The following is a 15,015-nucleotide window of genomic DNA, read 5'->3' as shown; positions in this document are numbered from 1 at the left end:
ATGAATTCCTTAAGTATTTTAATTGTTGAAGACGAGCTACTGATTGCCAAAAACCTAGCGCGCAAGCTGGAAAAACTCGGCTACAGTGTAGTGGATATCGTCACTTCTGGCGAAAAGGCGCTGCACAGTGTGGCCGAAATGCAGCCGGATTTAATTTTAATGGATATTGCCATCAAAGGAGAAATCGATGGCATCGAAACTGCTGCCAAAATCAACGAAAACCGAAATATTCCCATCATCTACACCACCGCCTATGCCGATGACGATACTTTGGAGCGGGCGGACAAAACCTATTCTTATGGTTATTTGATTAAGCCTTTCAAAGAAAAAGACTTGCAGGTGACGATTAAACGCGCCATCAAAAAACATCAAGAAGACTGCGAGTTGCGGGAATTGTTAGCCCAAGCAAAAGAAACAGAAGACGATAAATCCCGCTACCTTTCTATCATTTCCCACGACCTTCGCACTCCGCTGACAGCGATTCAATCTTCCGCCGAACTGCTGGAACATTACAGCCACAAATTCAGCGAGGAGAAAAAATCAAAACATTTCAATCGCATCTATGGGGCAGCGAAAACCATGACCCAGATGCTCGAAGATATGCTGATGTTGAGTAAAGCCGAATCGGGGAAATTGGAACTGAAACCCAAGGCTTTAGATGGGGTGGATTTCGTGCGAGAATTAGTGGAAGAATTCAAAGCAGTGGCCACGAATAAACATACCTTGGCTTTTCAGACGTCAGCGGAGAGTCTTCCCGCCTATCTGGATGAAAAACTGCTGCGTCATATTTTGGCCAATTTGCTTTCCAATGCGATTAAATATTCCCCGGAAGGTGGAACCATCACCGTATCTGCGAGTAGCGAAGAGGGAGCGATCGCGTTGCGCGTCAGCGATGAAGGAATTGGCATTCCGCCAGAACATTTAGCCAAACTTTTCGATCGCTTTGAACGGGCGAGCAATGTAGGCAGCATTAAAGGCATTGGCTTAGGTTTATCCATCGTCAAACAAGCGGTAGAATTACAAGGAGGAAAAATTACCGTGGAGAGCGAAGTGGGCAAAGGCACAACCTTTATCGTCACCTTACCGGAAAACGCCGTGGCCAAGTAACCTCCTGAGGTCTGCTCCTGTTTTGCATCGGCGATGGCAAGGTCATATCAGCATGATAAAATGTGGGGCAAGTCGGTGGAAAATCCGATCGCCTGCAAACATCTGCGAACGCCCATCATGCCAGCGAATCTTTTGCCCTTGTACTCTCCCGCCTTAGACGATCTGCTCGATCGCACTCCGTTAACCGTAGCACCGGAGAAGCCCCTGCTAGAAGTATTGTGCCAGATGAACGGTCGCCTGGGGAGTCACTGTGACCTTGCCCCGGGAGAAGAGCTAATCCGGGCGATCGCCTCGGATAGCTACGCCTTAATCGTGCAAAACAACCGACCCATCGGCATCTTCACCGAAAGCGATGGGGTGCGCCTCGCCGCCAGCGGTACCCCCTTAACCGGGACAACCATCGGCGAAGTGATGACCCAACCGCTTCGCACCTTAAAGCGATCGCAGTATCGCGATATTTTCACCCCCCTCTCCATCCTGCGGGACAATCAGATTCGCCACCTGCCCGTCTTAACCCCAAGCGGAGACCTCCTCGGCGTGATTACCGCCCACCGGCTGGGGCAAATGCTGCAACCCCACACTCTGCTGCGCTTGCGAACCGTGAGCGAAGCGATGAATCCCGCCCCCATCTGCGCTTCCCCCACCACCTCGGTGGCAGAATTAGCCCAATTAATGGCCAAGCACCACATTAGCAGTATCGTCATCGTGGAAGAACCGCACTCCTCCACCGACGCAACCCCCATCCCCCAGGGGATTGTCACCGAACGGGATATCGTGCAATATGAGGTTCTCGGATTGAATCTATCGCGCCTGTGTGCGGCTGAGGTGATGAGTGCGCCCCTGTTTGCGGTAAACCCCCGGGATACCCTGTGGGAGGCGCAACAGCAAATGCAGCAATATGGCATCCGCCGCTTAGCAGTCACCGACGATCGCGGCACCTTGCAGGGGATTCTCACCCAAAGCAGTTTGCTCAAACCCCTCGAACCGGTGGAATTCTACAGCATGGTAGAATGCTTGCAACAGAAAATCGCGCGATTGGAAACCGAGAACGAGGAACTGTTACAGCAGCGCAATCGCGAATTAGAACAAGTGGCTCACTCGTGCAACCAAGACTTACAACAGCAGGCAAAGTGCGATCGCCTCTTGGCAGAACTGACCCTGAAAATTCGCCAATCCCTCAACCTCGAAGAGTTTCTCCACACCACCGTCAGCGAAGTGCGCCAGTTGCTGCAGTGCGATCGCGCCTCGATTTATCGCTTCGATTCCCAGTGGAGGGGAAGGGTAGTTTCCGAGTCTGTCGCCCCCGGATACTCCTCCTTACTGGGGCAAGAAATTCCCCACTCCTGCTTTTGCGCCATCTCGATGGAACCCTATAAACAGGGTTGGGTGCGACAGGTGACGGACATCTACACCGCCCCGGGAACCCCCGATCGCCGAGAACTGTTGGAACAGTTGCAAATTCGCGCCCAAATCATCGTTCCCATCCTCCACGGCGGCGAATTATGGGGCTTGCTCAGTGCCCACCAATGCCGAGAACCGCGTCAGTGGCAAGACTGGGAAACGGACTTACTGGAAAAACTGGTCAGCCACTTAGGCGTCGCCCTGAAACAATGCGAACTCTACCAAACCGCCCAAACCGAACTGCAACAGCGCCAAGCGGCCCAAGCGCAACTGAAAATTCGCGCCCGTCAGCAGCAAGCGATCGCCGAATTCGCTCAGTTTGCCTTGCGCGCCGATACCTCCTTGTCGCTGCTGATGGAGGAAGCCGTCGCACAAGTGGCGGACATTTTAAACGTGGAATATACGCAAATTTCCGAACTGCTGCCCAACCGTGTCGCCCTGAGAACCATCGCCGGGGTGGGGTGGCGCGCGGGCATCGTCGGATCCGCCACGGTGAGTGCCGGTGGCAAATCCCAAGCCGGCTATACCCTTATGGCGAACGAACCGACCATCGTGGAAGATTTGCGCCTGGAAACCCGCTTTAGCGACACTGCCCTGCTGCACGAACATGGGATTATTAGTGGCATCAGCACGGTTATCCCGGGGAAAGAAACCCCCTTCGGGATATTGAGCGCTCACAGTAGGGAACTGCGCCGCTTCAGTGCCGATGAAATCGATTTTCTCCAGGGAATGGCCCTGTGCCTCGCCAACGCGGTGGAACGCTTGCAAGCGCAAGCCCAATTAGACCGCTTTTTCCATCTGTCTCCGGATTTATTCTGCATTGCCGGCACCGATGGGTATTTTAAGCGGCTCAATCCCCGGTTTCGGCAGCTATTGGGTTATAGCGAAACGGAATTGCTCAGCAACTCCCCCCTCGAATTCGTGCATCCGGAGGATATCAGTGCCACGAGGGCGGAACTGGAACGCTTATCCTGGGGCATTCCCACGGATAACCTGGAACATCGCTACCGATGTGCGGATGGATCTTATCGCTGGTTGGCTTGGAAAGCAATTCCCTATGACGATGAGTTAATTTATGCCGTGGCCCGCGATATCACCGATCGCAAGCAATTGGAAACTCAGTTGCAGTTTCTCAATCAAGAATTAGAAAGCTTGGTGGAGGAACGCACGGCTGAGTTACAAAAGACGAACGAACGACTCACCATAGAAATCTGCGAGCGCACTACCGCCGAAGCGCAACTGCTGCGGCAAAATGTCACCTCGGAATTATTCGCCGATATGACGTTAAAAATTCGTCAATCGTTGAATTTAAAAGAAATTCTGCAAACCACCGTTACGGAAGTGCAGAAAATTCTCGGCTGCGATCGCGTGTTGATTTATCAGGTACATGAAAATAACACCGGCAGCACGATCGCCGAAGCGGTTCTCCCCCCGTGGCCGGCTATTTTAAATACCGATTTTCCCGAAGAAGTGTTTCCCTCAGAATACCACCAAGACTATGCTAAAGGCAAGGTGAGGGCGATCGCTGATGTGGAACGCGCCTATGGGGAAAATACTCCTTGTTTGTTGGAATTTTTGCAACAATGGCAGGTGCGGGCAAAATTAGTGGTTCCCATCGTACAAACCGACCGACTCTGGGGATTGATTATCGCACATCATTGTTGCGATTCTCGCCATTGGACGACTTTTGAAATCGAACTGCTGCAACAGCTAACCAATCAAGTGGCGATCGCCATTTCTCAAGCCCAATTGCTCGCCGCTCAACGCGAAAGCGAGCGGCGTTTCCGGGCGATTTTCGAGCAAGCTGCCGTGGGCATTCTCCAAGTGGGAGTCGATGGGCACTTTCTTCAGGTCAATCAAAAATTCTGCGATTTTCTCGGCTATTCTCCCGAGGAACTCTCGAGCAAAACCTGTCTCGATATTACTCATCCCAGCGATTTTGTCACCGACAAGGAATGGGTGAGACAACTGTTAGCCGGAGAGATTGAAAGCTACCTCCAAGAAAAGCGCTACATTCGCCGCGATGGCACTAGCGTGTGGGGGAATTTGACCACTTCTTTGGTTCGCAATTCCTCTGGGGCACCGGAGTATTTTATCGCTGTGGTGGAAGATATTGGCGATCGCATCCAAGCTCGAGAAGCCTTGCGCTACAGCGAAGAACGCTTTCGCATCGCTCTGAAAAATTCGCCGATTGTGGCGTTCAATCAAGACCTGGATTTGCGCTACACTTGGCTTTACAATCCGGGCTTCGGATATACTGCCGAGGCGGTTCTCGGCCACTCCGATAATGATTTATTGTCCCCGGAATATGCCGCCCCATTAACTCAACTCAAACGCCAAGTTTTAGCCACCAAAATCGGTCTTCGCCAAGAAGTGGTGGTGGGAATAAACGCCGATATGCGCTGTTACGATTTAACCCTAGATCCGTTGTTTGATGAAGCTGGAGAACTTATCGGCATTACCGGGGCGGCACTGGATATCACCGAGCGGAAAAAATCGGAACTGCAACTGCAAAAACACCAGCATTTTATTCAACAAATAACCGAAACCAGTCCGAATAGTTTATATATTTACGACCTCATCGAACGGCGAAATATCTACATCAACCGCGAAATCGGCAGAATCCTGGGATACAGCCGAACCCAGTTTCAGGAAATGGGGTTGCAAATCCTCGAATTGTTGGTTCATCCCGAGGATTTACCCAAAGTTGCCGCACATCATCGACAGTTGCAAAGGGCAACTGATGAGGAGATTTTGGAACTGGAATATCGACTGCGCGATGTGCGCGGCAATTGGCATTGGTTGATGAGTCGCGATAAAGTATTCGCACGGACAAATGATGGCAAGGTGAAGCAAATTCTCGGTGCGGCGTCGGATATTACCGATCGCAAGCAGGTGGAAGAACGATTGCGATTGCTCGAACGGGCGATCGCCGCGAGTACCAATGGGATCGCGATTTCTGATGCCCGCATGCCAGATATGCCGGTGGTGTTCGTTAACCCCGCATTCGAGCGCATGACGGGATACAGCGCCGCTGAAGCGATCGGGCGCAATTGTCGCTTTCTCCAAGGTCCCGATACCGAACAATCCACGATTCAACAACTCAAATCCGCCATTCAATCCCACACAACCTGCACGGTCATTTTGCGAAATTACCGCAAAAATGGCGAGTTGTTCTGGAACGAATTGAGTCTGTCACCGATTTACGACGAAGGAGGAACCCTCACCCACTATTTGGGGATTCAAAGCGATATTACCGCCTCCAAACAAGCTCAATTGGAGTTACAAAAAACTCAGGAACGGTTACAATATTTACTGTCTTCCAGTCCCGGGGTCCTCTATAGTTTAGAAGCATCCAGGGAGTTTCGCGTTACCTTTATCAGTGAGAATGCCTGTCAGTTGCTCGGGTACTCTCTCGCGGAACTGCAAACCCCGGGTTTTTGGCGCGATCGCGTTCACCCCGATGACGCCGAGAACATTTTCGCCCACGGCTTGACCCCGCTTTTCCAGCGCGGATATTACAGCCACGAATATCGCTTCCGACGTCAAGATGGTAGCTATCTGTGGATTTACGATCGCTTGAACCTGGTGCGCGATGCGGCGGGCAATCCCCTGGAAATTATCGGCTATTGGGTGGATATCAGCGATCGGGTCTTGGCTGAAGAACAAACCAAAGCGGCTTTGAAAGAAAAAGAACTCTTGCTCAAAGAAATTCACCATCGGGTGAAAAACAATCTGTTTATCGTCTCCAACCTATTGGAATTCCAAACCGACTATACTGATGACCCACAACTGATTAAACTGCTCGAAGACAGTCAATCCCGCATCTATTCAATGGCGTTAATCCACGAAAAACTCTATCGTTCCACCAGTTTGGATAAAATCGATTTTGGCGAATATCTCGAATCCTTAGCGGACAATCTCTTCTCTTCTTATAATTCCTGGGAAGAGCGCATCCGCCTAGAACTGGATATCCAGTCGGTTTTTCTGAATATCGAAACTGCTAACCCCTGCGGCTTGATAGTTAACGAATTGTTAACCAATTCCCTGAAACATGGGTTTCCCGACAATCGAAGCGGTACACTATCCTTAAGCCTGCATCAAGACACTCAGGGGCAAATTACCCTCACTGTCAGGGATGATGGGATTGGCTTCCCCGAACATCTAGACTTTCATCACGTGGAATCTTTGGGCATGGAATTAATTTGCACCTTAACCGAACAAATCAAAGGGAAAATCGAACTCCATCGGGAAAATGGTACGGCATTTACCCTGACATTTTCCGAACGTCAATACCGAAAGAGGTGGTAAAATGAGCAAGGCAAAAATTTTGATTGTCGAAGATGAATTTTTGATTGCCAAAGGGTTATCCCGCAAGCTGAAAAAGCTGGGATACGAAGTGGTTGATATCGTGGCTTCGGGGGAAGATGCCCTGCAAAGAGTGGCGGATAAATATCCGGATTTAGTATTAATGGATATCGCGATTCAGGGGGAATTAGATGGGATTGAAACCGCGACTAAAATTCACCACTATTACAAAATTCCGGTGATTTACGTGACCGCTTATGCGGATGACGAAACTTTGGAACGCGCTGAAAGTAGTGGGTCTTATGGGTATATTCTCAAGCCGTTTAAGGACCGGGAAGTGCATGCGGCAATTAAAATGGCACTGAAAAAACATCGGGAAGAGTCGCAATTGCAGGAGTTATTAAAAACTGCCGAGAGTTTGGTGGAAAATAAGTCCCGATTGCTTTCGATCGCCTCTCACGATTTACGCATTCCCCTGACGGCAATTCAAACTTCGGCAGAATTGCTACAATTTTATTCGCACAACTTCAGCGAAGAGAAAAAGTCAAAGCATTTTCAGCGGATTCGAGAAGCCATTCACCAAATGAGCGTTTTGTTGGAAGATTTTTTAACCCTAAGTAGCGCAGAATCGGGAAAGCTGAAGTTTAATCCCGCCCCTTTGGATGTGGTGGAATTTTGCCAAGGGTTTCTCGAGGAGTGTGTGGCGATCGCTACCCCCAACCACAAGCTAGAATTTACCGCCAGTGGCGATTTAACCCAAGTCTGCTTGGATCGAAAACTCCTGCGCCATATCCTGGGCAATTTGCTCTCTAATGCCATAAAATATTCCCCGGATGGGGGCACGATTCACTTGGCGGTGACCTCCGAGGGGGGCGATCGCATCTGCTTTCGCATCACCGATGAAGGGATTGGCATTCCCCCGGAGTACCGCGAGAAACTGTTCGAGCAATTCGAGCGCGCTACGAATGTGGGCACTATCTCCGGTACGGGCTTGGGATTGAGCATCGTCAAGCAGGCGGTTGATTTGCATGGCGGCGAAATTACCCTAGAAACCGAAGTCAATCGCGGTAGTACCTTTACGCTGTGGCTCCCGATGGGCGCATTACCAATTAACAATTAAGGATTTCCGCGATTTGGGGTAGAGATTGGGCAGAGACTTGTATCCGGGACTATAGTTGTTCTATACTGTCAAAGGAGAGCTTTTCCCGATGCCCAGACGCATTACTATCCAACCGCACTTGAGTGTGGAAGAGCTGGAAGCTTCCTATCGCAAGGCAAAAGATCCAGTGGAACGCACTCATTACCAGATTATCTGGCTGTTAGCGCAAGGGACGCCCACGGAAGATGTGGCAACAGTGACCGGATATTGCCGAGACTGGATTCGGCAAATTGCCCGTCGCTATAACAAATACGGCATTGATGGACTCGGCGATCGCCGTCACGAGAATCCCGGTGCCGAACCGTTGTTATCTCCGGAACAGCAAGGGGAACTGTGGGAGGCCCTACAAGGTCCCGCCCCGGATGGCAAAAGGTGGAACAGCCGCAAAGTCGCCGAATGGATTTCCGCGCGCATCAACCGCCCCGTGGCGATGCAACGGGGGTGGGACTATCTGAAACAAATGGGATTTCAGGTAGGAAGGTCCGCCAGAAAAACCGCAGAGAACTCCCGCGACGGAGAAAACAGTGTAGGAAAAAAGACCAAGCGACGCAAAGCAAAAAAGCGGTAAAAAAAGTTTCCGGGGATGGTTTGACCGGATAAGCGCCCTGCGCCATCATCAAAGGAGACCTGCTGACAAAGCCCTGTCAGGAGGAGGGGAGCGGTTTGTCTATTTTTTTTACTCTTTCCCAGATTTTATCATACCCTGCATTAGAAGAAAAAAACCGTCAAATTCAAAACAGTTGCCCGATTTTGGGGCGAGGAGGAATCCCTAGCTACCGCGATCGCGATTTACGGTGCCTTCTGCCACCCGCCCGCCGCGCCATCAGGTTGTACTACATTTAATTTGCATTTTGGGGGTAAGCAGTCGATAAAAAAGACCCGCACATTAGAAAGGGAGTTTAAACGAAAAGACACCACGCGGGCTAAGTCAAAAAAATTAAATGAATTAATTGTTATGCAAATTAAGTGTAAATAAATTGAAAGATAATTTCCGGGAAAGGGGAGAGTCAGCAGGCACAGAAGGGAAACTCTACAATAATAAAGAACCCCCAGGCAAGACTGGAGACCCTCCAGAGTCGCCACAAAATCGAGTAGGGTAGGGGACGCCCCGATAAAATGGGTGGGTGGATCGCAAAATCGAGGATGGGGCGTCACGCACCCGACCCGATAGGGATCCGATTGGTGCGCCCCAGTTTCCCAAAGGTCGGGAGAAAGTGTACCCTAAACTCTAGTTTCCCAAACCTCCCCACCCCCATTCCAGCGGGTTCCGGTTGGGGTGCGGTGCCGATAAACTCTCTAGCTCAGCATAAACACACTCATGTCTGCAAATACTCAACCCGATATAGCGGGAGCTTGGCATACTTTAGAGATTGACAAGACTCTGGAGCAACTCCAGAGCGATCGCGACAATGGTTTAACCAAACAACAGGCATCAGAGCGCCTGGAGCGATATGGGCCTAACGAACTGGAAGAAACCGCCGGACGCAATGCTTGGGTAATCTTGCTCGATCAGTTCAAAAATATCATGCTCCTGATGCTGATCGCCGTAGCGGTGGTATCGGGATTTTTAGACCTGCAAGACGGCGACTTTCCCAAAGATGCGGTGGCAATTTTGCTTATCGTCATCCTCAACGGGGTGCTGGGGTACCTGCAGGAGAGCAAAGCGGAAAAAGCCCTAGCGGCGCTGAAAAACCTGGCCTCGCCCCTGGTGCGGGTGGTGCGCGACGGAAAAATCCTGGAAGTGACGGCTAAAGAGCTAGTCCCCGGAGACGTGATGCTGCTCGAGGCGGGAGTGCAGGTAGCTGCAGACGGGAGACTCATAGAAGAGTCTAACCTGCAAATTCGCGAATCGGCGCTAACGGGAGAAGCGAACGCCGTGGAGAAAGATGCGCGGGTGGATTTGCAGGAAAACACCCCGTTAGGCGATCGCCTCAACATGGTCTTTCAAGGGACCGAAGTGGTGAAAGGGCGGGCGACGGCGATCGTCACCGGCACCGCCATGCAAACCGAGCTGGGTAAAATTGCCCAGATGATTCAATCAGTGGAAGACGAAGACACGCCGTTGCAGCAGCGGATGACCCAATTGGGCAATGTGCTGGTGACGGGTTCTTTAATTTTAGTGGCGATTGTCGTGATTGGCGGCACCCTGCTGGAATCGAGCAATTTCGAGAACCTGCTCGAAGTCTCCCTGAGTATGGCGGTAGCGGTGGTTCCGGAAGGCTTACCGGCGGTGATTACCGTTACTTTAGCCCTGGGGACGCAACGGATGGTGAAGCGCAATGCTTTAATTCGCAAACTGCCGGCGGTGGAAACCCTCGGGTCCGTGACCACTATCTGTTCGGACAAAACTGGGACGCTGACGCAAAACAAAATGGTGGTGCAGCGGGTAGAAACTGTCACCCACAGCTTTAGCGTCACTGGGGAAGGATACAAACCCAGTGGGGAATTCGTCAGCGAGGGCGATCGCACCACCGTCACCCTGCAGAACCTCTCGGAGTATCCCAACCTGGTGGGACTGCTGCTCAGTTGCGTCCTGTGTAACGATGCGGTGTTGCAATTCGAGCAAGATGATTGGGCGATCGTGGGCGACCCCACGGAAGGGGCGCTGCTCTCTTTAGCGGGCAAGGTGGAAATTACCAAAGACCGCTTCGAGACGCAAATGCCCCGGGTGGGAGAGTTTCCCTTCTCTTCTGAGCGCAAGCGGATGAGTGCGATCTGCGAGAACAAAAATGGCTCGGATGCGTCCCTGCTGCCCACTTCCGACCCTCTGCTGATGTTTACCAAAGGGTCGCCGGAATTAACCCTAGAGCGCTGCACGAAAATTCAGGTCGGGAAGGAGAGTGCCCCTCTCACCGAGGAACATCGACAACAAATTTTAAAGCAAAATAACGACTTGGCCTCTCGGGGGTTGCGGGTTCTGGGGTTTGCCTACCGCACGTGGGATGCGATGCCTCCAGAAGGGTCGGAAGAGGAGAGCGAACGGGACTTGGTATGGTTGGGTTTGGTGGGGATGCTCGATGCACCCCGTCCGGAAGTGCGATCGGCGGTGGCTAAATGTCGCCAAGCGGGGATTCGTCCGGTGATGATTACCGGGGACCACCAACTCACGGCGAAGGCGATCGCTTACGATTTGGGCATTGCCAGTGAAGGCGATCGCGTTCTCACGGGACAAGAACTGGAAACCATGCCCCAGGACGAACTCCAGCAGGAAGTCAGCCAGGTGAGCGTCTACGCCCGGGTGTCTCCAGAACACAAACTGCGAATCGTCCAAGCCCTGCAAAAACGGGGCAAATTCGTGGCGATGACCGGGGATGGGGTAAATGATGCCCCGGCGCTCAAACAAGCGGATATCGGCATTGCAATGGGCATTACGGGCACGGATGTCAGTAAAGAAGCCAGCGATATGGTGCTGCTCGACGATAATTTCGCGACCATTGTGGCCGCTACGGAGGAAGGTCGGGTGGTCTATACTAACATTCGCCGCTTTATTAAATACATTCTCGGCTCGAATATCGGCGAGGTCCTCACCATCGCTGCAGCGCCGGTGATGGCGTTACCCCAAGTGCCTCTGACGCCCCTGCAAATTCTCTGGATGAACCTGGTCACTGACGGCTTCCCGGCCCTGGCCCTGGCGGTGGAACCCCCGGCCCCGGATGTGATGAATCGCCCGCCGTTTAGTCCCCGGGAAAGCATTTTCGCGCGCGGTCTGGGGTGGTACATGGTTCGCATCGGGATCGTGTTTGCGGTAATTTCCATCGCCCTGATGGCTTGGGCCTATACTCACGCCACTACAAATGTGGAACTCCTCGAGCGCGGTTTGTCTCCCGATCGCTGGAAAACGATGGTGTTTACGACGTTGTGCGTGGCGCAAATGGGCCACGCGATTTCGGTGCGATCGAAAAGTCGCTTGACCCTGGAAGTTAACCCCTTCTCTAATCCGTTCGTGCTCGGCGCTGTGGTGATTACTACCCTGCTGCAATTGATGCTGATTTATGTAGCACCCCTGCGCGAGTTCTTCGGGACTGAAATTATCACCGGCACGGAATTGCTGATTTGCATGGGCTTTAGTGCCTTGTTATTCGTGTGGGTGGAGTTGGAAAAACTGTTTGTCCGCTTGGTGAACAATCGCCAAAAGTAACCGCTCACTGTTGGGTGGGCAATCATGCCCACTCTCCCTTCTCTAGGCAAAATTCTTCCGCGTTCAGATGCCCATTTTTTCACCAGACATGATATAATGTACTTTCCCGACTACCCCAGCTATTATGTTTGTGAATGCCCTGCATCTGCGCCAGTTTCGCAATTATTTGGATGAGCCAGTGGAGTTTATCGCCCCGAAGACGATTTTAGTGGGAGATAACGCGCAGGGAAAAACAAATTTGCTCGAAGCTGTGGCGTTGCTCTCTACTCTGAAAAGTTCCCGCGCCTCTCGCGATCGCGACTTGATTCGCGATCGCCAAAATCTGGCGCAAATTACCGCCTCTGTGCGCCGGGAATATAGCGCGGTGACGCTGGGCCTCACCCTGCGTCGCAATGGTCGCCGCACCGTCACTGTCAATGATGTTGCTTGTCGCCGCAATATTGATTTTCTGGGTATCTTAAATGTGGTACAATTCTCCAGTTTGGACCTGGAATTAGTCCGAGGCGGACCGGCGGGCAGACGCAGTTGGCTCGATGGCTTGCTGGTGCAACTCGAACCGCTTTACGCCCATATCTTACAACAGTATAACAAAGTTTTGCGCCAGCGCAATGCTTTTTTAAAAGAACTTCGCAAACAACAGGCACATTCCAGCCGAGAGCATCTCATGTCTCGGTCGAAAAATACCGAGTTGGCTCTGTGGGACGCTCAATTGGCGACGATGGGGGTGCGGGTGATGATGCGGCGATCGCGCGCCTTGGACCGCCTGGTTCCGATTGCAGAAACCTGGCACGCGGCGATTAGCGGTCGCACTGAAGAATTGCACATCCACTATCAACCCAATGTAGAAGGAATGGCGGAAACGCTCTTGCGCGAAAATCCAGACCGGGCGCGACAGATTTTTTTGCAAAACTTGCACAATGTTAGCCCCGCTGAATGCGATCGCGGCACTTCTCTCGTCGGTCCCCATCGCGATGAAATCGAATTTACCCTCAACACTCTACCGGTGCGCCAATTCGGTTCCCAAGGACAACAGCGCACTCTGGTTCTGGCCTTAAAACTCGCGGAACTCAAACTCATCGAAGAAATCGTCGGCGAACCTCCCGTATTACTCCTCGATGACGTCCTCGCCGAATTAGACCCAAAGCGACAAAATCAATTGTTAGATGCAATCCAAGAACGGTTTCAAACATTAATCGCCACCACACATTTAGGCGCATTTCATCAAGATTGGATTCACTCCTCGCAAATTCTCTCGGTAACAGCCGGTCAAATTGTGCCAGACGCTTAATCTTTCTCCCCCGTAACGCACCACCCCTCACCGCCAAATTGGGTTACAATCGAACCGAAACCAAACCAAATCGAGGGGTGCAGTGTGAAAGCGATACAAATCTGGCAGATTATATGGGAAAATACCCTATTTCATTGGCTCGTTTTGCTGGTGTTTGTCCTCGCCGTTAGCGCGGAACTGTATGGCGTGGCGGCGTATGAGTGGCACAAGCGCCACACCCAGGCAGCGCTGAGGTTTTTAAGACAATGGAGAGGGGAAACCGTTCCCCCCGCGCCCAGTGGGAGAATTGGCGAGTGGATGCGATCGCACCTGCTGCTCGACCGGGGGGGAAACCCACAGCAACGGGGAGATTACTTTATTCTAGCACAATATCCGGCATTTTTAACCCAGTTGCCGCGCAGTTCCTTGCGATTTGTGCCCAGCCTATGCACGGCGATCGGGGTGTTGGGAACATTTTATGGCATACAAAGCGGTTTGCAAGGGGTGAATTTAGGGTTTGACGATTCGGCGGAATTGCTGGGAGGAATCAAACAATTGCTGTTGGGGATGAATACAGCATTTTCCAGTTCCTTGATGGGATTGGGATTGGGAAGTGCGTTTGCGGTGGTGTTGTTTGTGGCGGATACAGTGCGCTGCAGACAGCGCGCCCTGCTGCGGGGGCAAATCGAGGGGTTATTTGTGCCCAAGGGAACGCGGGGTGAGGCGGTATCTGGGGGGTTGACGTCAGAGGCGATCGCCGATGCGGTAGGAGTGGCGATCGCCCGGGAAGTTGCTCCCACCCTGGAGGCGATCGCCACCGCCCTTCCCAGACTGAGCGATCGCTTGCACCACTACACCACAGCGCTGGATACCCTGCAAACTCAGGGGTTTGCCGAAATTCGCACCGCGAGCGATACCTTCCAGCAGACTCTCGCACAATTCCAGGAAGAAACCACCGCCATTTTAACCCAAACCCGGGAAGGGATACAACGGGGATTTGCCGAAAGTCGCGAGAGTATCGCCGCCCAGCAAACGGCATTTGCGGAAAGTGCTACCTCAGCAACCCAACTGCTGCAGTCTCTGCGAGAACAACTGCAAGCAGCATTGCGCGATCGCGCGGCGATCGAGCAACAAATGCTGCAGCAACTGCACCAGCGCACCTTAGAGATTATCGAACAATCCCATCGCAGCTTTACCCAACAATCCGCTACCCTGGAAACCGTGGGGGAACAAGCATCGGGTTTGATGCGCGATGCGAAAACCGAACTGATTGGCGGGTTGCAAGAAATCAATGAAGTGCTATTGAATTCCAATCAAACGGTAGAAGGGTATTTTGCCGAATTCAGCCAAACCTATCAAGGAAGTCTGCAGGAGTTTTTTTCCCAGAGTCTCTCTCTCATGGAAGCCCAACGCCGCGCCTTCCGCGAAAGTGCGGCGGATGCAGCGGATACTTTTGCCGAAGTTAAAGATACTCTCGAAACCGCATTGCAAACTCACGCGCAGTTAGAACGAGAATTGCTCGATACCCTTCGCACCCATTTCCCTCCCTACCCCAATCCTTCCCCGTAGGGTGTGTGACGCCCGTCATCCATCATCGGGAACATCACCCAACCCGGTGCGGGCGTCACGCACCGT

At 52.1% G+C, this 15,015-nt stretch carries 7 protein-coding genes; all 7 read left to right on the top strand.

Going from position 1 to position 15,015, the window contains the following annotated elements:
* The 7 genes from AC0QH1_RS09715 to AC0QH1_RS09685 all read left to right on the top strand — a co-directional run bounded on the left by AC0QH1_RS09715 (position 1) and on the right by AC0QH1_RS09685 (position 14,949).
* Positions 1 to 1,107, top strand: coding sequence for a hybrid sensor histidine kinase/response regulator (locus AC0QH1_RS09715; protein ID WP_324630877.1), 1,107 nt, complete (start codon positions 1 to 3; stop codon positions 1,105 to 1,107).
* Positions 1,108 to 1,140: 33 nt separating this feature from the next.
* A complete protein-coding gene (locus tag AC0QH1_RS09710; protein ID WP_324630876.1) occupies positions 1,141 to 6,819 on the top strand; it encodes a PAS domain S-box protein in 5,679 nt (1,892 codons plus the stop codon).
* Position 6,820: 1 nt separating this feature from the next.
* Positions 6,821 to 7,936, top strand: coding sequence for a hybrid sensor histidine kinase/response regulator (locus tag AC0QH1_RS09705; protein ID WP_324630875.1), 1,116 nt, complete (start codon positions 6,821 to 6,823; stop codon positions 7,934 to 7,936).
* A gap of 88 nt (positions 7,937 to 8,024) precedes the next feature.
* Positions 8,025 to 8,543, top strand: a complete 519-nt coding sequence (locus AC0QH1_RS09700; protein WP_324630874.1) for a helix-turn-helix domain-containing protein — start codon at positions 8,025 to 8,027, stop codon at positions 8,541 to 8,543.
* A gap of 750 nt (positions 8,544 to 9,293) precedes the next feature.
* Positions 9,294 to 12,113: a cation-translocating P-type ATPase gene (locus AC0QH1_RS09695; protein ID WP_324630873.1), complete on the top strand. Its 2,820-nt coding sequence runs from the start codon at positions 9,294 to 9,296 to the stop codon at positions 12,111 to 12,113.
* A gap of 124 nt (positions 12,114 to 12,237) precedes the next feature.
* Positions 12,238 to 13,401 (top strand): DNA replication/repair protein RecF, encoded by a 1,164-nt coding sequence (recF, locus tag AC0QH1_RS09690; protein ID WP_324630872.1) that lies wholly within the window; start codon positions 12,238 to 12,240, stop codon positions 13,399 to 13,401.
* Between the two features lie 84 nt (positions 13,402 to 13,485).
* The gene (locus tag AC0QH1_RS09685; RefSeq protein WP_324630871.1) at positions 13,486 to 14,949 is read left to right on the top strand and encodes a hypothetical protein; all 1,464 of its coding nucleotides are present in this window, start codon (positions 13,486 to 13,488) and stop codon (positions 14,947 to 14,949) included.
* The last annotated feature ends 66 nt before the right edge of the window (positions 14,950 to 15,015 follow it).

This window comes from Phormidium sp. CCY1219 (assembly GCF_055795085.1).
The sequence above is the reverse complement of the archived record's forward strand: the minus strand, read 5'-3'. Positions and strand labels throughout refer to the sequence as shown.